Source organism: Kribbella sp. NBC_00382 (genome assembly GCF_036067295.1).
Taxonomy (GTDB): domain Bacteria; phylum Actinomycetota; class Actinomycetes; order Propionibacteriales; family Kribbellaceae; genus Kribbella.
The window spans coordinates 4,305,747-4,324,663 of record NZ_CP107954.1; the positions used below are offsets into that span (position 1 = coordinate 4,305,747).

The 18,917-nt window shown below is 67.2% G+C and carries 14 protein-coding genes; 9 read left to right on the forward strand and 5 right to left on the reverse strand.

All coding sequences use genetic code 11. The features are described from left to right. Positions 1-2: 2 nt before the first annotated feature. Positions 3-1,301 (reverse strand): sugar ABC transporter substrate-binding protein, encoded by a 1,299-nt coding sequence (locus OHA70_RS20875; protein ID WP_328320103.1) that lies wholly within the window; start codon positions 1,299-1,301, stop codon positions 3-5. Positions 1,302-1,474: 173 nt separating this feature from the next. On the opposite strand from OHA70_RS20875, the gene OHA70_RS20880 reads away from it, so the two are divergent. The 4 genes from OHA70_RS20880 to yjfF are packed head-to-tail and all read left to right on the forward strand — an operon-like array spanning position 1,475 to position 6,065. Next, complete coding sequence (locus tag OHA70_RS20880; protein ID WP_328320105.1) at positions 1,475-2,461, forward strand: ABC transporter substrate-binding protein; 987 nt, start codon at positions 1,475-1,477, stop codon at positions 2,459-2,461. A gap of 7 nt (positions 2,462-2,468) precedes the next feature. Then, a complete protein-coding gene (locus OHA70_RS20885; protein ID WP_328320107.1) occupies positions 2,469-4,043 on the forward strand; it encodes a sugar ABC transporter ATP-binding protein in 1,575 nt (524 codons plus the stop codon). Next, the gene (locus OHA70_RS20890; protein WP_328320109.1) at positions 4,036-5,067 is read left to right on the forward strand and encodes an ABC transporter permease; all 1,032 of its coding nucleotides are present in this window, start codon (positions 4,036-4,038) and stop codon (positions 5,065-5,067) included. Before OHA70_RS20885 ends, OHA70_RS20890 begins: the two co-directional genes overlap by 8 nt. Further along, entirely contained in the window at positions 5,064-6,065 is a 1,002-nt protein-coding gene (yjfF, locus tag OHA70_RS20895; RefSeq protein ID WP_328320111.1) for a galactofuranose ABC transporter, permease protein YjfF, read from the forward strand. Before OHA70_RS20890 ends, yjfF begins: the two co-directional genes overlap by 4 nt. 6 nt (positions 6,066-6,071) lie before the next feature. On the opposite strand, the gene OHA70_RS20900 is transcribed toward yjfF, so the two are convergent. From OHA70_RS20900 to OHA70_RS20910, 3 genes are all read right to left on the reverse strand, one after another. Further along, positions 6,072-7,115, reverse strand: coding sequence for a LacI family DNA-binding transcriptional regulator (locus OHA70_RS20900; RefSeq protein ID WP_328320113.1), 1,044 nt, complete (start codon positions 7,113-7,115; stop codon positions 6,072-6,074). Positions 7,116-7,188: 73 nt separating this feature from the next. Beyond that, complete coding sequence (locus OHA70_RS20905; protein WP_328320115.1) at positions 7,189-7,902, reverse strand: FadR/GntR family transcriptional regulator; 714 nt, start codon at positions 7,900-7,902, stop codon at positions 7,189-7,191. Continuing rightward, a complete protein-coding gene (locus OHA70_RS20910; protein ID WP_328320117.1) occupies positions 7,899-9,218 on the reverse strand; it encodes an L-fuconate dehydratase in 1,320 nt (439 codons plus the stop codon). Before OHA70_RS20910 ends, OHA70_RS20905 begins: the two co-directional genes overlap by 4 nt. A gap of 138 nt (positions 9,219-9,356) precedes the next feature. Between OHA70_RS20910 and OHA70_RS20915 the strand changes: the two genes are divergently transcribed. Genes OHA70_RS20915 through OHA70_RS20935 form a run of 5 tightly spaced genes read left to right on the forward strand, consistent with a single transcriptional unit; the run spans position 9,357 to position 16,892 of the window. Then, on the forward strand, positions 9,357-11,729 hold the full coding sequence (locus tag OHA70_RS20915; RefSeq protein WP_328320119.1) for a glycoside hydrolase family 95 protein: 2,373 nt from the start codon (positions 9,357-9,359) through the stop codon (positions 11,727-11,729). Positions 11,730-11,753: 24 nt separating this feature from the next. Further along, positions 11,754-12,752: an ABC transporter permease gene (locus OHA70_RS20920; protein ID WP_328320121.1), complete on the forward strand. Its 999-nt coding sequence runs from the start codon at positions 11,754-11,756 to the stop codon at positions 12,750-12,752. Next, on the forward strand, positions 12,749-13,699 hold the full coding sequence (locus OHA70_RS20925) for a carbohydrate ABC transporter permease (RefSeq protein ID WP_328320123.1): 951 nt from the start codon (positions 12,749-12,751) through the stop codon (positions 13,697-13,699). The genes OHA70_RS20920 and OHA70_RS20925 overlap by 4 nt, the downstream gene beginning before the upstream one ends. Before the next feature lie 34 nt (positions 13,700-13,733). Next, on the forward strand, positions 13,734-15,422 hold the full coding sequence (locus OHA70_RS20930; protein ID WP_328320125.1) for an ABC transporter substrate-binding protein: 1,689 nt from the start codon (positions 13,734-13,736) through the stop codon (positions 15,420-15,422). A 21-nt stretch (positions 15,423-15,443) separates the two neighbouring features. Further along, on the forward strand, positions 15,444-16,892 hold the full coding sequence (locus OHA70_RS20935) for an alpha-L-fucosidase (protein WP_328320127.1): 1,449 nt from the start codon (positions 15,444-15,446) through the stop codon (positions 16,890-16,892). Here the strand turns inward: OHA70_RS20935 and OHA70_RS20940 are convergent. Next, the gene (locus tag OHA70_RS20940) at positions 16,870-18,900 is read right to left on the reverse strand and encodes a glycoside hydrolase family 36 protein (protein ID WP_328320129.1); all 2,031 of its coding nucleotides are present in this window, start codon (positions 18,898-18,900) and stop codon (positions 16,870-16,872) included. The two genes, OHA70_RS20935 and OHA70_RS20940, sit on opposite strands and share 23 nt — an antisense overlap. Between the last annotated feature and the right edge of the window lie 17 nt (positions 18,901-18,917).

Genomic DNA, 18,917 nt, shown 5'->3' on the forward strand with positions numbered 1-18,917 from the left:
GCCTAACCCGCGGGCTTGATGATGGACTCGAGCCGCTGCTGGATCGCGGTCAGCGAGGTCCGGGCGTCCTTCTTGCCCAGCCAGAAGTCGGCCAGCCCGTCGTCGAACGCCTTCTGCATCTCGTTCCAGGCGGGGATGAACGGGGCCCGGTAGACGAACGCGCTGGACTCGGCGAAGACGTCCATGTTCACCGGCTTGGTCATCCAGGCAGGCTTGAGGAACGCGTCGCTCTTCTGCACCTCGAGGCTGGCCGGCACGTCCTGCCCGGTGGCGATGATCTTCTGCTGCGCCTCGGTCGAGGTGAGGAAGTCGATCGCCTTGAACGCGGCGTCGGGGTTCTTCGCCGTCCGGGAGATGGCCAGCCCGCTGCCGAACGCGGTCACCGCCTGGTCCTTGCCCCGCCACAGCGGCGCGATGTCCCACTCGATCTTGCTCTTCGTCAGGCCGCTGATCCCCCAGAAGCCGGTGGTGTTGACCGCGACCTTGCCGTTCGCGAACGCGCCGTCGCCACCGACGTCCGCGCCCATGTCGGCGTACTGCTTCTTGGTCGGGACGACGCCGTGCTTGAAGACCAGGTCACCGGTCCACTGCAGCGCGTCGATCACCTCGTCGGTGGCCACCGACGGCTTGCCCGCGTCGTCGATGATCTTGCCGCCGTTCTGGTAGACGAAGCTCCACCACTGGGCCCACCAGCCGCCACCGGAGTAGCCCCACTGCTTGCCGGGGACGGTGAGCTCCTTGAACGCGGCCAGGGTCTCGTCCCAGGTCCAGTCGGCCGTCGGGGCTTTGATGCCCTTGGCATCGAACAGGCCCTTGTTGTAGTACACGATCATCGCGCCGGACCGGTCCGGGATCGCGTAGACCTTGTCCTGGTACGAGTACAGCTTGCCGATCGACCCGAACCGCTTCTCCAGGTCGAGCCCGGCCTTCTTGGCCAGCTCGTCCAGCGGCTGGATCTGGTTCTTGCTCGAGTAGACGTTGACGCTCTCGGCCACCTGCATGATGTCCGGGCCCTTGCCGCCGGCAATCATCGTCTGCACCTTCTGCGCGTACCCGTCGTTCGGGATCAGCTGCAGCTTCACCTTCAGCTCGGGGTACTTCTTGACCAGCAGGTCGATCCGCTGCTGGTACGTCGTCTTGTCGTTCTCCCCGCCCCACACCGTCATCACCAGGTCGGCGGCGGTGGAGCTGCCCGAAGTCTTGTCACTGTTCGAACCGCAGGCGGTGAGCGTGATCACGCCGGCGGCCGCGCCCAGGCCGAGAAAACCGCGACGCGTCAGACGCGTCCTGTCGATCGCCATCACACAGTCCTCCTTGGGTTTGAGTGGTGGTTAAGCTAACCCTCAGAAAAACTCCCGGCAAGACCTCGGCCGATAAATGTGTGCGCTAACAATTCGGCGTCGGGAGCTGTTGACGTGCTGGAAGTTAGCGCTAACATTCAGCGCAAACAGCGCTGGATGGAGGAACTGCCGTGATGAAGAGACTGATGGCCGTGGCGACGGGGCTGGTGCTCGTCGGGGGCCTGGTGGGGTGCGGGGACGACAAACCCGAGTCGAAGGCGGCGAGCGGCGACAGCTTGACCATGGGCTTCGCCCAGGTCGGCGCGGAGAGCGGCTGGCGGACGGCGAACACGAAGTCGGTCCAGGAGGCGGCCAAGGCCGCGGGGATCGAGCTGAAGTTCTCCGACGCGCAGCAGAAGCAGGAGAACCAGATCAAGTCGATCAGGTCGTTCATCCAGCAGAAGGTGGACGTGATCGCCTTCAGTCCGGTGGTCGAGACCGGCTGGGACACCGTGCTGATGGAGGCCAAGCGCGCCAACATCCCGGTCATCCTCACCGACCGCGCGGTCGACTCCAAGGACACCTCGCTCTACAAGAGCTTCCTCGGCTCCGACTTCGTCGTGGAGGGCAAGAAGGCCGGCGAGTGGCTGGTGAAGGAGGGCGACGCCGCGGACGTGAACCACGACGGCTCGATCAAGGTGGTGGAGCTGCAGGGGACCACGGGCGCCGCGCCGGCCATCGACCGCAAGGAGGGCTTCGAGGAGGCGATGAAGGCCAACCCGAAGATCGCCATCGCCGCCTCGCAGACCGGTGACTTCACCCGGGACGGCGGCAAGAAGGTGATGGAGTCGTTCCTGAAGTCGCAGAAGGGCATCGACGTGGTGTTCGCGCACAACGACGACATGGGCCTGGGCGCGATCGAGGCGATCGAGGCCGCCGGTCTCAAGCCCGGCAAGGATGTACAGATCATCACCATCGACGCCGTCAAGGACGGAATGACAGCGCTGGCGGACGGGAAGATCAACTACATCGTCGAGTGCAACCCGCTGCTCGGCCCGCAACTGATGGGTATCGCGAAGAAGGTCGTGGCCGGGGAGGAAGTCCCGGCGCGGGTACTCACCGAGGAGACGGTCTTCGACCAGGCAGCCGCGAAGACGGCGCTGTCCGCACGGCAGTACTGATCCGGCGATGACCCAGGCGATCACTCCCGCCCCATCGACGGCGCTCACCCCGCCGGTGGTCGAGATGCGCGGGATCAGCATCGGCTTTCCCGGTGTCAAAGCACTCCAGGACGTCGACTTCCGGCTGCTCCCCGGTGAGATTCACGCCCTGATGGGTGAGAACGGGGCAGGCAAGTCGACCCTGATCAAGGCCCTGACCGGGGTCTACGCGATCGACGAGGGCACGGTGCTGATGGCCGGTGAGGAGCATCTGTTCAGCTCACCGGCCGACTCGCAGGCCGCCGGGATCAGCACCGTGTACCAGGAGGTCAACCTGTGCACGAACCTGACGGTCGCGGAGAACATGCTGCTCGGCCGCGAACCGCGGCGGTTCGGCCGGATCGACGGCAAGGCGATGCGGGCCCGGGCAGGGTCGATCCTGGACCGGCTCGGCCTGGCGATCGATCCGGGGTCGACGCTGGGCGAGCACCCGATCGCGATCCAGCAGCTGGTCGCGATCGGGCGGGCGCTCGACCTCGACGCCCGGGTGCTGATCCTCGACGAGCCCACCTCGAGCCTCGACGCGGACGAGGTGGCGAAGCTGTTCGCGGTGATGCGGACGCTGCGCGACCAGGGCGTGGCGATCCTGTTCGTCTCGCACTTCCTGGACCAGGTGTTCGAGATCTCCGACCGGATGACCGTACTGCGCAACGGCAAGCTGGTGGGGGAGTACCCGACCGGGAGCGTCAGCCAGTTCGACCTGGTCGAGGCGATGATCGGTCGCGAACTGGAGACGCTGGAGAAACTCGAACAGCACGCGTCGGCCGATGTGCCGGAAGACCGGGTACCGCTGGTGAAGGTACTGGGTCTGGGCCGCCGCGGCAGCCTGCAAGCCGTCGACCTGGAGATCTACGACGGTCAGGTGATCGGTATCGCCGGCCTGCTGGGGTCGGGGCGAACCGAACTCGCCCGGCTGCTCTTCGGAGCGGACACCGCGGACACCGGCTCGATCGACGTACGGGGTACGCGGCGGAGGTTCCGTACGCCGCGGAACGCCATCGGCGCCAAGATCGCGTTCTCCAGTGAGAACCGTCGCGCGGAAGGCGTGGTGGAGGACCTGACCGTCGCGGACAACCTGCTGCTCACCCTGCAGGCTTCCCGGGGCTGGCTCCGGCCGGTACCGGTCCGGACCCGCGAGCGGCTGGTCGCGGAGTACATCAAGGCGCTGGACATCCGGCCTCCCGACCCGGCCGCGCTGATGCGCAACCTGTCGGGTGGCAACCAGCAGAAGGTCCTGCTGGCCCGCTGGCTGATCACCGAGCCGGAGCTGCTGATCCTGGACGAGCCGACCCGCGGGATCGACATCGGCGCCAAGACGCAGATCCAGCAACTCGTCGCGAAACTCGCCGCCGACGGACTGTCCGTCGTCTTCATCTCCGCCGAGCTCGAGGAGGTACTCCGGCTCAGCCACCGGGTGCTGGTGATGCGGGACCGGGCGAAGATCGCGGACCGGCCCAACGACGACACCGTCACGGTGGCCGGGATCCTCGAACTCATCGCGGCCGGCGGTACGACGACAGCCGAAGGGAACCCCGATGCGTGACCTAGTCCGCCGGCCACTGTTCTGGCCGACGCTGGCCCTGGTACTGCTGCTCGCCCTCAACACGGCGGTGACTCCGTCGTTCCTGTCGGTACGGATCCAGGACGGTCATCTGTACGGCAGCCTGATCGACATCCTCCGCAACGGGGCTCCGGTGTTGCTGGTGGCGCTGGGGATGACGCTGGTGATCGCCACCCGGGGGATCGACCTCTCGGTGGGTGCGGTGGCCGCGATCTCAGGCGCCGTGGCCTGTGTGTACATAGCGGGCTCGTCGCAGCAGGCGGCAACCTCGACGCTGCTCACCGCGGTCGCGATGGCGGTCGGCGTCTGCGTGCTGCTCGGGTTGTGGAACGGGCTTCTGGTCTCGGTGATCGGGATCCAGCCGATCATCGCCACCCTGGTGCTGATGACGGCCGGCCGCGGACTGGCCATGCTGATCACGGACGGCCAGATCACCACGGTCGTCAGCCCGGGGTTCAAGGTGATCGGAGCGGGCTTCGTCGCGACGCTGCCGGTGGCCATCCTGATCGCGCTCGCGGTCTTCGCGCTGACCGCGGTCCTGGCCCGGCGGACCGCGCTGGGCCTGTTGATCGAGTCGGTCGGCATCAACCCGGAGGCCAGCCGGCTGGCCGGGATCCACGCCCGGACGATCACCTGGACCGTCTACGTGTTCAGCGCCTTCTGTGCCGGTGTCGCCGGGCTGATGATCGCGTCGAACACGAGTGCGGCGGACGCGAACAACGCCGGCCTGTGGATCGAGCTGGACGCGATCCTGGCCGTCGTGATCGGCGGCACCTCGCTGGCGGGCGGAAAGTTCTCGCTGACCGGGACGCTGATCGGCGCGATGTTCATCCAGACCCTGGCCACCACGATCCCGACCATCGGGATCCCGGCCGAGGCCAACTATCTCTTCAAGGCGGTCGTCGTGATCGTGGTCTGCCTGCTGCAGTCACCGAAGGCGCGGGCCGCGCTGCGCAGCCGCCGGCCCCGCCGGGCCACCCCCACCGTTCGGACGGAGACAGCATGAGCGCGTCGGCCCTGTCGCCCGCGGTGGCGGCCCGGATCCGCCGGTACAGTCCGCCGCGCCGTTATCTGCCGGTCGCGGCGGCGATCGCGCTGCTGATCGGGATCTTCGGCGCCGGATCGCTGCGCTACCAGGGTTTCGCGGATCCCCAGGTGATCCTGAACCTGTTCGTCGACAACGCCTTCCTGCTGGTGCTGGGGCTCGGGATGACGTTCGTGATCCTTGCCGGCGGCATCGATCTGAGCGTCGGCTCGGTGGTCGCCCTGTCGACGATGATCGCGGCGTCGACGCTCGAGTCGGGCTGGCCGGTGGCGGCCACCGTCGTCGCCGTCCTGGTGTCCGGGACGCTGCTCGGGACGTTGATGGGCCTGGTCATCCACTACTTCGACGTGCAGCCGTTCATCGCGACCCTGGCCGGGATGTTCCTGGCTCGTGGGCTCTGCTACCTGATCAGCGTCGAGTCGATTCCGATCCGCGATCCCGGCCTGACCAGATTCGCTCAGGGGACCGTCCCGCTGCCGGGCGGCTACCACGTCACCCCGAGCGTCGTGGTGGCGCTGGTGGTGTTCGCGATCGGCGCGTGGGTGCTGCACCTGACCCGCTTCGGGCGCACGGTCTACGCCGTCGGTGGCAGCGAGAGCTCCGCGCATCTGATGGGGTTGCGGGTCGCTCTGGTCAAGGTCGGCGTGTACACGATCAGCGGGCTCTGCTCGGCGCTGGCCGGGCTGCTCTTCGCGGCCTACACCCTGTCGGGGTACAGCTTGCACGCCGTCGGGATGGAGCTCGACGCGATCGCGGCGGTGGTGATCGGCGGGACGCTGCTGACCGGTGGCCGCGGCCTGGTGCTGGGGACGATGGTCGGGGTGCTGCTGCTCGGCACCATCCAGACCTTCATCTCGTTCGACGGCACGCTGAGTTCCTGGTGGACGAAGATCTCCATCGGAGCGCTGCTGCTGATCTTCGTGGTGGTCCAGCGCCTGCTGACCAGAAGGCAGACCTGACGGCGATCAGGCAGCGCCGGTGCTCTGCCGCACGACCAAGGTGGCGGGGATCTGCTCACTGCTCGGCTTCCCGCCGCTCATCTGTTCGGACAGCAGGTGAAAGGTCCGCCGGCCAACCTCACCGAAGTCCTGTCGGACGGTGGTCAGCGGCGGGTTGAAGAACTCGGCCTCCGGGATGTCGTCGAAGCCGACCACCTGGACATCGCCGGGTACCGAGATCCCGGCCTCGGCAAACGCCCGCAGCAGGCCGAGCGCCATCTGGTCGTTGGCGACGAACACGGCGCTCAGGCTGGGTTCCTTGGCCAGCGACTTACCGGCCTCGTACCCCGACCGCGGGCTCCAGTCGCCCCGGGTCAGCCGGGGCCGGCGGACGTGGTGGGCCTCGAGCGTCTCCCGCCAGCCACGCTCGCGTTCGGCCGCCTCGAGCCAGTCCGCCGGTCCGCCGACATGCCAGACCGTCTTGTGACCGAGCGACAGCAGGTGCTCGGTCGCGAGGCGGGCTCCGTCGTACTGATCGACCGAGACGGTCGGTACCGGGGGTGCCGCGCCGCCGACTGCGACGAGCGGTACGCCGTGCGGCGCGAACTCCAAGGCCTTGGCCGTCGTGACGTGGGGTGCGATCACGACGATGCCTTCGACCGCCTGGCGTTGCAGGGACTCGACCGCCTCCGCGATGGACTGTCCGCCCGGCCGGCTGACGCTCGCCACGGTGATCGCGAAACCGGCATCCCGCGCCGCCCGTTCGATGCCGTAGAGGGTGCTGGCCGGTCCGTACAGGGTGGAGTCCAGCGTCACTACTCCGAGCGTGCCGGTCCGCCCGGTGACCAAGGCTCTGGCGGCGGTGTTCGGCCGGTACCCGAGGCTCTGGATCGCGGCCTGCACCCGCTCGCGCGTCGTCGGCCGGACCAGGTCGCTGTCGTTGATCACCCGGGACACCGTCATATGGGACACCCCGGCGAGCACGGCGACATCGGCCAGACTCGGATGCCGCCGGGCCGACGACGAGGCCACCGGCGCGTGCTCGACGTCCGAACCCTTGACCACGTTCACCTCTCCGATCTTCGCCTGGGCTGGATTCTGTCATCCGCCACCCGTTTCCCGGCGGATGACGGCACCGGCGTCATCACTCGGGGAGCGGATCCTCGCTGGGCGGGCGTTGATGGAGATAGTCCTCGACGGCGAAGAGGTGGGCGGCCATGTACGTGCGGGCGCGGTCGGAGTCGTGCGCGGTCAGCGCGGCCAGGATGGAGCGGTGTTCGGTGTGGGTGGCCTCGTCCGCGCCGTGCTGGCTGATCGAGCGCCACAACCGGTCCCGGCTGGTCCGGCCGCCGAGTGCCTCGATCAGCGCCGCGAGGATCGGGTTGCCGGCGGCTTTGGCGACGACCAGGTGGAAGGCGATGTCGCCGTCGATGATCGCCTCGTGATCAGGTTCGCCGTTCGTGAGCTCGGCCTCGATCCGGCCGAGGATGAGGTCGGCGGCGGCCAGTTCGTCCGGGCCGATCGACTGGGCCGCCAGGCCGGCCGCCTCGGTCTCCAGGATCCGGCGGACGGCGTGCAGATGGTGTGCGCCGCTGCGATCGTGCAGGTCGACGACCAGGCCCATCGGCGCCAGCAGCAACGAGGAGTCCAGGGTGGTGACATAGGTCCCGTCACCTCGCCGGGTCTCCAGCACGCCCATCGCCGACAGCGCGCGAACCCCCTCCCGCAGCGGGTTCCTGGACACGCCGAGCGCTTCGGCGAGATCCTTCTCGACCGGCAACCGATCGCCGGGCCGGAGCCTGCCCTCGATGATCAGGTCCCGGATGCCCTGGACGACGACGTCCGTCTGAGACGTCACGACGCCGGCTCCGCGGCGAACCGCGCTGCCCAGTACCGGCCGGTCGGGTAGGTATAGGTGTCGACCGAGTCACCGTGCATCTCGGCACTGTATCCGGCCGCCGTCGGCAGGACGTAAGCCCCGTCACGGACGACGCACGGGTCGACGAAGTGCTCGTGCAAGTGGTCGACGTACTCCGTCACCCGCCCCTCGAGGGTCGCCGCGACCGCTACGTAGTCGAAGATCGCCAGGTGCTGGACGAGTTCACACAGCCCGACACCGCCGGCGTGCGGACACACCGGTACGTCGTACCAGGCGGCCAGCAGATAGACCGCGAGGATCTCGTTGATGCTGCCCAGCCGGGCCGCGTCGAGCTGGCAGTAGTCGATCGCTTCGGCCTGCATCAGCTGCTTGAACAGCACCCGGTTCATCCCGTGCTCGCCGGTCGCGACCCCGATCGGCGCGACGGCCTTCCGGATCGCCGCGTGGCCGAGGATGTCGTCCGGGCTGGTCGGTTCCTCGATCCAGAGCGGCTCGAACTCGGCCAGCGCGAGCACCCAGTCGATCGCCTGTGGCACGTCCCAGACCTGGTTCGCGTCGATCATCAGCTTTCCGTCCGGCCCGAGCACCTCCCGGGCGATGCCGCAGCGCCGGATGTCGTCGTCGAGGTTGGCGCCGACCTTCAGCTTGACGTGGTGGTAGCCGGCGGCAACCGCTTCCTCGCAGAGCCTGCGCAGCTTGGCGTCGGAGTACCCGAGCCACCCCGCGGAGGTGGTGTAGCACGGGTACCCGGTGGCCGCGATCTCGTCGACTCGTTGCTTACGGCCCCCTTCGCGGCCGGCCAGCAGCGCGATCGCCTGCTCGGGGCTGAAGACGTCGGACAGATAGCGCAGATCCGCGGCGGCGACCAGCTCCTCCGGTGACATCTCGGACAGCAGCCGCCACAGCGGCAGGCCGGCTCGCCGGGCCGCGAGGTCCCAGACTGCGTTCATGACGGCGGCGAGAGCGAGATGGATGACGCCCTTGTCCGGACCTAGCCAGCGCAGCTGGCTGTCGGACTGCAACTCACGGTAGATGGCGCCGAGGTCGGCGCAGAGTTCGTCGACGTCGCGTCCGACCAGCGGGATCCCGCGCTGCTGCGCGGCGGCGACGCACAGGTCGTTGCCGCGACCGATGGTGAACGTGAACCCGTAGCCGCGAAGTTCCTCGTCGTCGGTGTGCAGGACGACGTAGGCGGCCGAGTAGTCGCCGTCCTTGTTCATCGCGTCCGAGCCGTCCTGGGTCAGCGAGGTGGGGAAGCGGACGTCGGTGACCTGCACGGACGTGATGCGTGGCATGGGACCCCCTCAAGCCAATTTCCTATAGATGGGATGTTTCGCCAGATTCTTCGAGCCACAGTATGGATCATGAGCGCGTCCAGCGCTACGATCCGGGAAAATCATGGGATTAATCGCCTCTTGACGAAGGGTTCCTCGATGAGCAACCTGGTGAGCCCGGACCGGGCTGGGACGCACCGCCTGTTCTACGACCACCCCGCGCGCAGCTGGCTGGAGGCGTTGCCGCTCGGCAACGGGCGGATCGGGGCGATGGCCTTCGGTGGCGTCGGCAGCGACCGGATCGGCCTGAATGACGAGACCTGCTGGTCAGGCGGTCCGGAGACGGCGCGCCTGCTCTCGAAGCCGGTCGGCGCGATCGGCGCGGACGCCGTCCAGGCAGTCCGGGCAGCGCTGGCCGCCGGTGACATCCGGCGAGCGCACGAGCTGGCCGGAGGATTCCACTCCGGCTACTCGCAGGCGTACCTGCCACTCGGCGACCTGCTGCTCGACCTCGCGGTCGACGGCTCCACCCCCGTTGCCGATGACGTGGCGGAGTACCGGAGAGAGCTTGATCTCGACCTCGCGAGGGCGCTGACGGAGTACGAGGTCAGCGGAGTGGCCGTCCGGCAGGAGGTCTTCGTGAGTGCGCCGGACGGGGTGCTCGTGGTGCGGATGACCGTGTCGAAGCCTGGCGCCCTCGGGCTGGCCGCGCGGCTCGACTCCCAGTTGCGCTCGCGGCCGCAGGTCGACGGCGATGGCATCGGGCTGCTGCTGCAGGCGCCGGCCGATGTCGCGCCGCCGCACCGCGACGTACCGGAACCCATCCGGTACTCCGAGGGAACGGACCGTGGGATGGCCGCAGCGATCGCGCTGCGTGCGCGCACCGATGGCGTAGTGCACGCTGACGAAACCGGCCTCAGCGTGACCGGTGCGACCGAGCTGACCCTGATCCTCTCGACAGCGACCGGGTACGACGGCCCGTCGACCGTGCCGACGCGGACGGCGGAGGAATGCTGGGCGACCGCAGACGACCTGGTGGCGGCTGCGCTGGCCCGCGAGTACGGCGAACTGACGGCTGATCACACCGAGGATCACCAGAAGTTGTTACGTCGCGCATCGCTCGAGCTGAGCGGCCTGCCCGACGCAGCGACGCTGCCGACCGACCTGCGACTGGCCCAGCACGGTGATGACCCCGCCTTGGCCGCGCTGGTCTTCAACTACGGCCGCTATCTGATGATCGCGAGCTCTCGGCCCGGCGGCTTGCCGACCACCCTGCAAGGGATCTGGAACGACATCCTGCGACCGCCCTGGAGCAGCAACTACACGGTCAACATCAACACCGAGATGAACTACTGGCCCGCCGAGACGACCGCGCTGCCGGAGTGTCACCAGCCCCTGCTCGACTATCTCGAGCACCTCGCCGAGGCGGGACGGCAGACAGCGGAGGAACGCTACGGCTGTGCCGGCTGGACAGCGCACCACAACGCCGACGCGTGGTGCTGGACGCTTCCCGTCGAGGGCGACCCACGATGGTCGAACTGGCCGATGGCCGGCGCGTGGCTGGTGCGCCATCTGTGGGAGCACTACGCGTTCACGGGCGATCTGGACTTCCTCGGCCGGGTCTGGCCGGTACTACGAGGCGCTGCTGAGTTCTGCCTCGACTGGCTGGTGGAAATGCCGGACGGCAGTCTCGGAACCTCGCCGTCGACCTCACCCGAGAACGACTACCTGGCCGGCGACGGCGAGCCCGCTTCGGTCACGATCTCGTCGACGATGGACCTGTCGCTGATCGCGGACCTGTTCGACCGGTGCGCCCAGACCGCGGGGCTGCTCGGCGTGATCGATCCAGTCGTGGACCGATTCGTGCTGGCCCGCAAGCGGATCCCGGAGCCGTCGATCGGTGGCCGTGGGCAACTACAGGAATGGGCCGCGGACCTGCCGGAGGAGGACCCGCATCACCGGCACATGTCACACCTGATCGGTCTCCATCCCGCCGACGCGATCACCCCGGACAGTACGCCGGCTCTCGCCGCCGCGGCCGCGCGAACGCTCGACCTGCGCGGTGATCAGGCCACCGGATGGTCGCTGGCGTGGAAGATCAACCTGCGGGCGCGGCTCCGGGACGCGGCGGCGGCGCAGCGACTGGTGCGCGCGTTCCTGGCTCCCGCCGACGACACCTCGACGGACTACGTGGGCAGCGGCGCGGGTGTCTATCCGAACTTGTTCTGCGCGCATCCGCCGTTCCAGATCGACGGCAACTTCGGTGCGACGGCAGGGATCGCGGAGATGTTGCTGCAGAGCCATACCAGCGAGATCGAGGTCCTGCCCGCGCTGCCGATCGACTGGCCGGCCGGACGGGTGACCGGTCTGCGTGCGCGGGGCGGCGTCTCGGTCGACCTCGCCTGGTCCACGGACGGAGTGGACGTGACCCTGACCGCGGACCGGGACCAGGAGCGCGTCATCCGCTCCGGCGACCAACGGATCACCGTCCGGCTCAGCGCCGGCACAGCCCACCGTCTCAGCTTGAGCTGACGACGCCCAGGGAGGAGGCCCCCGATGGCAGTAATCCCCACCACCATCCCGCCGCCCATCGGCGAAGCACCGCCGCGGCAGCAGCGTCGGCGACGGCGGCGCGAACGCACCACCGTCGCCGGTCTGCGACGCAGTCTGCAGCGGCACTGGACGCTGTACCTGCTGATGGTCGTCCCGCTGATCTGGTTCGCGGTCTTCAAGTACATCCCGATGTCGAACGCCGTGCTCGCCTTCAAGGACTACAACGTGATCCAGGGCATCTGGGGGAGCCCGTGGATCGGCTGGCGGAACTTCGAAGTGTTCTTCCAGAACCCGGTGTTCTGGACCCTGGTGAAGAACACCTTCGTGCTCTCGGTCTACACAGTGGCGGCGAGCTTCCCGCTCGCGATCATCCTGGCCCTGGCGCTGAACGAGATCCGTACCGGCTTCTTCAAGAAGACGGTGCAGATGGTGACGTATGCGCCGTACTTCATCTCCACGGTGGTCGTCGTCTCGATGACGATCCTGGTGCTGTCGCCGCGGCTGGGCATCGTCAACGAGGGCCTGGGATTCTTCGGGGTACCGGCGGTCGACTTCCTCGGCAATCCGGACTACTTCCGGCACATCTACGTGTGGTCCGACGTCTGGCAGACGACCGGGTACTCCGCGGTGATCTACCTGGCCGCGTTGTCCGGCATCGACCCGGCGCTGCACGAGTCGGCCAAGATCGACGGTGCCAGCAGGTTGCAGCGGATCCGGCACGTGGATCTGCCGGGCATCATGCCGACCGCGGTGATCATCCTGGTCCTTGCCGTCGGCAACATCATGGCGATCGGCTTCGAGAAGGCGTTCCTGCTGCAGAACCCGCTCAACCTGAGCAAGTCCGAAATCATCGCCACCTACGTGTACAAGACGGGTCTGCTGAACGCGGACTTCAGCATGGCGACCGCGATCGGGCTGCTCAACTCGGTGATCAACCTGGTGCTGCTGTTCGGAGTCAACACGATCGCCAAACGGATCACCGGGAACGGACTGTGGTCATGAGCGCTCAGACTGAAGCTAGAACGTTGCCCGGGAAGAAGCTCGAGCGCCGTGCGGCGCGGGCCCGGAGGATCCGGGAGCCGCGGACGGACCGCATCTTCCTCTTCTGTGTCTATCTCTTGCTGGCGGTCCTGCTGGCGGTCGTGCTGCTGCCGTTGCTGTACATCGTGGCGAGTTCGTTCAGCAGCCCGGAGGCGGTGTCGGCCGGCCGGGTGCTGTTCTGGCCGGTGGACTTCTCGCTCCGCGGGTACCACGCGGTGTTCGCCAACCCGCAGGTCGTCCAGGGCTACCTGAACTCGCTGTTCTACACCGTGGCCGGGACGATCGTCAGCGTCACCATGACGATCGCGATCGCCTACCCGATGTCGCGCCGCACGCTGGTCGGCCGCAATGCCGTGATGACGTTCATCTTGTTCACGATGCTGTTCACCGGCGGCCTGATCCCGACCTACCTGGTGGTCCAGTCGGTCGGTCTGCTGGATACCAGGTGGGCGTTGATCATCCCGCAGGCGATCGGCGTGTGGCAGGTCATCATCGCCCGCACCTACTTCCGGACGGCGATCCCGGAGGAGCTGGTCGAGGCCGCGCAGCTGGACGGTTGTGGCGACCTGCGGTTCCTGTGGTCGGTGGTGATCCCACTGGCCAAACCGATGATCGCGGTGGTCGCGCTGATGTACGCGATCATGCAGTGGAACTCGTACTTCGACGCGCTGATCTATCTGAAGAACCCGGATCTGTTCCCGCTGCAGCTGGTGCTGCGCAACATCTTGATCCTGAACACGACCGGCGGTGGGGCGGTCGATGCCTCCGTGGTCATCCAGCGCCAGCAATTGGCCGATCTGCTCAAGTACTCGCTGATCGTGGTGGCGAGCGTGCCGGTCCTGCTGATCTATCCGTTCGTCGCCCGCTACTTCACCAAGGGAATCCTGATCGGTGCCGTGAAGGGCTGATCTTCCGCATCACCTCGACCCTGTGAGGGACCACATGTCTGTACAGTTCACAAAGAGGAGGCGTGCCGCGATCGCCGGCATCAGTCTCCTGGCAATCGCGCTCGCGGCCTGTTCCGGTGGCGGCTCGACCAACGAGCAGGGTAAGCCGCTGCCAACGATCACCGGAAATCCCGACGTCACGCTGAACGTCTTCTCGCCGCAGTCAGCCGACACGAACCTCGCCACGAACGACTTCACCAAGCTGATCAAGCAGAAGTTCAACCTCACCATCAAGTGGCAGACCACGACGTTCGACGGCGGTCCGTCGAAGGAGAAGCGGCAGATCTCGCTGGCCAGCGGCGACTACCCCGATCTGTACCTGCTGATCCCGTGGGTCGACCAGTTCACCACGGCGGAGCTGCTCAAGCTCGGCAAGCAGGGTGTCGTCGTACCGCTGAACCAGCTGATCGACCAGTACGCGCCGAACATCAAGAAGGCGCTGGACGCCACGCCCGAGTGGAAGGCGATGGCGACCGCGCCGGACGGCAAGATCTACGGGATGCCGCAATGGGTCGACTGCTTCCACTGTTCGTACCCGGACAAGCTGTGGATGAACTCGGCGTGGCTGAAGAAGCTGGGCCTCGAGCAGCCGAAGACCACCGAGGACCTGCGGAAGGTGCTCCAGGCGTTCAAGACCCAGGACCCGAACGGCAACGGCAAGGCCGACGAGATCCCGCTCAGCGCGAACGTCCGCGACAGCCTCATCCCCTACTTGATGAACGCCTTCATCTACGACCCGCAAGGGCAGAACAACAGCGGCGGCAACAACACCACACTGGTTCTCAACAACGGCAAGGTCGACGTCCAGGCGAACAAGGACGGCTGGCGCGATGGCCTGCGGTACATCAACTCGCTCTACAAGGAGGGCCTGATCGACAAAGGCTCCTTCACGCAGAACCCGGACGCGATGCAGCAGCAGGGCAACCACGGCGGCTCGGTCATCCTCGGCGCGGGCACCGTCATGCACTCGGGCATCTTCGTCACCATCGGTTCGGCGGACGGGCGGGACAAGCAGTACGACGCGGTACCGCCGCTGACCGGTCCGAGTGGCGCGAGCTACGCCAGCTACGTCTTCCCGAGCATTCCCGGCGCCACGTTCGTGCTGACGTCGAAGGCCACACCGGAGAAGCAGATCCAGGCGATCAAGATGCTCGACTACATCTTCACCGATGAGGGAGAGAACAACGGACAGTTCGGCACGGAGGGCAAGGCCTGGACCAAGCCCGGTCCCGGCGATGTGGCGCTCGACAAGGCGCTGAAGCCGAGCTTCAAGCAGATTCCCCTGAAGCCCGGGTCGAAACCGCGGAACAGCGGCTGGGGTGCGCTGGCGCAGTACAACAACACCGCGAAGTACCGCAACTCCGAGGTCATCGACACCGACATCACCTCGCAGGCGGGGTACGAACGCAAGCTGTTCGACGCCACGAAGTTGTACGCCGGCAAAGAGGACAAGGCCCAGATCTACCCGTTCTGGAAGGTGTGGATCGACCCGTCCCTGGCGAGCGAGGTCGCGACGCTGCAGACCAACCTGGAGAACTACGTCCAGCAGAACGCGCTGCAGTTCATCACCGGCTCGAAGAACATCGACACCGACTGGGACGCCTACGTCAAGGGCCTCGAGGGCCTCGGCCTGAAGCGCTACCTGGAGATCCAGCAGACCGCCTACGACAAGGTCCCGAAGTAGACCATGGAAGAGGATTCGCCGATGCAGGAGTTCGAGCCGACCTTCGATTCGCTGGGCAGATTCGAGTGCCCGGACTGGTTCCGGGACGCGAAGCTCGGGATCTGGTCGCACTGGGGCGCGCAGTCGGTGCCCCGGTACGGCGACTGGTACGCCCGCAACATGTACCGGGAGGGCTCGGACCAGTACCGGTACCACCTGCGGACGTACGGTCATCCGTCCGAGTTCGGCTACAAGGACATCGTCCGGTTGTGGAAGGCGGAGCGGTTCGATCCCGATGCCCTGATGGATCGCTTCGCCGCCGCGGGTGCCCGGTACTTCGTCGCGCAGGCCGTGCATCACGACCACTTCTTCAACTACGACTCGGCGCTGAACCCGTGGAACTCGGTGAAGGTCGGGCCCGGCAAGGACATCGTGGCCCTGTGGAAGGCCGCCGCGGACCAGCGAGGGTTGCCGTTCGGGATCACCGAGCATCTCGGCGCGACGCTCACCTGGTCGGCGGTCAACAAGGGCAGCGACAAACACGGCCGGTACGCCGGTGTGCCGTACGACGGGAGCGATCCGGCGTACCGGGACCTCTACCTCGACAACAGGCGGTACCTCCCCGCGGAGGACACGGAGGTCCAGGATCCCTGGTACAGCGAGGATCCCGGCTGGCACGCCTATTGGCTGGAGGCGGTGACCGAGATGATCGATCGCTACCAGCCCGATCTGCTGTACTCCGACGGGCCGCTGCCGTTCGGTGAGGTCGGGTACACACCCGGTCTGCAGGCGGTTGCCCAGCTGTACAACACCAGCGCTCAGCTCCATGGGGCGAACCGTGCCGTCTACCAGCAGAAGGATCGCCGGCCCGAGGTGAGCCGGGTCGGCGTGATGGACATCGAACGGAGCCAGACACCCGGCATCCACGCCGAGCCCTGGCAGACCGACACCTCGGTCGGTGACTGGTTCTACAACGTCCGCGACGTCTACAAGACCTCAGGACACGTGATCGAGTTGCTGGTCGACATCGTGTCGAAGAACGGCAACCTGTTGCTCAACGTGCCGCAGTTGCCGGACGGCTCACTCGATCAGGAATGCTCGCAGTTGCTCGACGACCTCGGCGCCTGGACACGCGTGTGTGGTGAAGGCATCTACGGCACCAGGCCGTTCCGCGTCTTCGGCGAGGGACCTTCGGGAGTGGTCATTCGCGGGTTCACCGAGGAGCGGGTGAAGTGGAGCAGTACCGACTTCCGCTTCACCCGCAAAGGCGACACCCTCTACGCCTTCCAGTTGGCCTGGCCGGACGACGGTCGCGCCGTCATCCGGAGCCTCGCCGATCACGAGGTGGTGTCCGCGGTCCGGCTCCTCGGCCACGGCGTGGTTCCCTTCGAGCAGGCTCACGGAGTACTGGTTGTCCGGCTCCCGGATGCTCGGCCGGTCGACGTCGCGAACTGCCTTGCCATCGAGCTCACTTCCGCCGGACGAGTTTGATGACGCGGGCTGACGGTTCGGGGGAGGTGGTGGTGACGGTCAGCGTCTGGTCGGTGCTGGTGTAGGTCCAGTCGCCGGCCTGGGCCGGGAAGAAGTCCTCGACGGTCAGTCCGCCGAGGGACAGGTCGATCCGGCCAGGGGTCGAGGCGCGGTGCCACAACGTCAGGTACGACGTGGTGGCACCCGCCAGGCCGAAGGCGACCCACTCGTCGGTCCAGCCGGGCAGGCCCAGCGGCCAGAACGGCGTCAGCTCCTCGATCTCCGTCAGCACCTCCCGGTGCGCCGCAACGGCGGCCCGGACCAGGTCGAGTTCGTCCGTCGTCATCCGGTTCAGATAGCCCGACAAATACATCCGGCCGAGGATGCCGTTCACCAGGCTGACCGTGAATCTCTCTGTCGACGTGCCTGTCTCCGGGTACGCCCAGTGGCCGGCCTGTTCGGGCAGGACCGACGCAGCCGCGGCCGCCGCGATCGGTGCATAGAGCAACGGATCCTGCTGGTCGGAGGTCGATTGCAGGTGCAGCCTGGACAGCAGCGCATAGTCCATCCGCAGCGCACCCGATCCGCAGTTCTCCAGCAACAGCTCGGGGTGGCGCGCCTGGACGCCGTCGAGCCAGTCCAGGTGCGCCCGGTTGTGCTCGAGCAGTCCTTGCCCTGCTGACTTCCCGCCCAGGTCGGAGCCCGGGCCGGTCATGGTGTTGTAGTCCAGCTTGAAGAATCCGATCCCGTACTCCGCGACCAGCCGGTCGATGGTGCCGTCGAGATGTGCGCGGGCCGCTTCGCTGCGCAGATCCAGCAGGTACCGGCCGCTCTCGGCGTACCGGATGCCACGCCGGCTGAGGAACGCGTCGTCGGGCAAAGCCTTGGCCAGCGGCGAGTCGACGCCGATCACCTCGGGCTCGAGCCACAGTCCGGGCACCATGCCACGCTCGCGGATCCGGCTGATCACCTCGCCGAGACCGTTGGGGAAGCGGGCCGCCGACGGTTGCCAGGCGCCGACCGTGCTCCACCAATCGCCATCGGCGTACCAGCCGGCATCGATGCAGAAGTAGTCCGCCCCGGCATCTGCTGCGGCGTCGATCAGCGGCAGCAACTTGGCCGTGGTCGGGTCGCCCATCAGGGTGTTCATGTAGTCGTTGAAGACCACCGGCAGCCGGTCGTCGACCGGACGGCGCCGGCGCAGGGCACGCCGCTGGCGGGTCAGAGCAGCGAAGGCGTTGTCCTGTCCGTGGCCCGCGACGAGCGACACGGGCACGGTGCTGAACGACTCGTCGGCGCTGATCGAGGTGGTCCACTGGTGTTCGGCGTCAGTGGGACCGCTGAGCAACAGGTATCCACCTTGTCGCGTCTCGCCGACCTCGTAGTGCCAGGGCCCGTTGTGCTCGATCTGCCAGCCGAGCGAGTACGGCTCGTCGTGTGCCAGGAGCACCCCGGTCGGCAGCCGCTCACCGGTGGACCAAGAGCCGTTGCAGGTGACGGCCCGGCGGGTGCGCGGCGGTGGACGATGCACTGCGGTCCGGATGTCGGGCAAGGCGGTATTACGGAGCGCTGCGCGGCTCCAGCGGCTCTCGGCCATCCAGTCGTTGTCGCCGGCCAATAGGTCGAAGTCCACCGAGCCGAGTCCGATCACCGCCGACGACAGGAAATCCAGTTCGAGCCGCCCGGTACCGGTGAGCGTTGCCTCGGTCCAGGTCTGGACGCCTGTCAGCGCCCTGAAGCAACTGGTGACCTGCAGTCCGGTCACGTCGTCGTGCTGGACGATCCGGAGCATGTCCGCACTCTGCTCATGCCGTTGGTACCGCAGCCGCTTCCCGATCACCGTCTCGACATGCCGGAATGTGCTCGGTGCCCGCCCGTGGCCGAGCGCCGACACCTCCACCAGAGGCTGGTCCGTCGTCGCGGAGGCGTCGCCCGGCTCGTCGCGCGGCCGGATCGAATCCAGCCGGACCGGGCCGTCGTCGAAGCAGAAGGTCAGTGTCAGGTCGGCGGTCTGCCAATGAAACGTCATGAAGCTCCGTTCGAGGG

What these genes read in the sequence shown, in the direction of transcription:
- OHA70_RS20875 (WP_328320103.1), bottom strand. Translation starts at nt 1,301, where the DNA reads ATGGCGATCGACAGGACGCGTCTGACGCGTCGCGGTTTTCTCGGCCTG.
- OHA70_RS20880 (WP_328320105.1), top strand. Translation starts at nt 1,475, where the DNA reads ATGAAGAGACTGATGGCCGTGGCGACGGGGCTGGTGCTCGTCGGGGGC.
- OHA70_RS20885 (WP_328320107.1), top strand. Translation starts at nt 2,469, where the DNA reads ATGACCCAGGCGATCACTCCCGCCCCATCGACGGCGCTCACCCCGCCG.
- OHA70_RS20890 (WP_328320109.1), top strand. Translation starts at nt 4,036, where the DNA reads ATGCGTGACCTAGTCCGCCGGCCACTGTTCTGGCCGACGCTGGCCCTG.
- yjfF (WP_328320111.1), top strand. Translation starts at nt 5,064, where the DNA reads ATGAGCGCGTCGGCCCTGTCGCCCGCGGTGGCGGCCCGGATCCGCCGG.
- OHA70_RS20910 (WP_328320117.1), bottom strand. Translation starts at nt 9,218, where the DNA reads ATGCCACGCATCACGTCCGTGCAGGTCACCGACGTCCGCTTCCCCACC.
- OHA70_RS20915 (WP_328320119.1), top strand. Translation starts at nt 9,357, where the DNA reads ATGAGCAACCTGGTGAGCCCGGACCGGGCTGGGACGCACCGCCTGTTC.
- OHA70_RS20920 (WP_328320121.1), top strand. Translation starts at nt 11,754, where the DNA reads ATGGCAGTAATCCCCACCACCATCCCGCCGCCCATCGGCGAAGCACCG.
- OHA70_RS20925 (WP_328320123.1), top strand. Translation starts at nt 12,749, where the DNA reads ATGAGCGCTCAGACTGAAGCTAGAACGTTGCCCGGGAAGAAGCTCGAG.
- OHA70_RS20930 (WP_328320125.1), top strand. Translation starts at nt 13,734, where the DNA reads ATGTCTGTACAGTTCACAAAGAGGAGGCGTGCCGCGATCGCCGGCATC.
- OHA70_RS20935 (WP_328320127.1), top strand. Translation starts at nt 15,444, where the DNA reads ATGCAGGAGTTCGAGCCGACCTTCGATTCGCTGGGCAGATTCGAGTGC.
- OHA70_RS20940 (WP_328320129.1), bottom strand. Translation starts at nt 18,900, where the DNA reads ATGACGTTTCATTGGCAGACCGCCGACCTGACACTGACCTTCTGCTTC.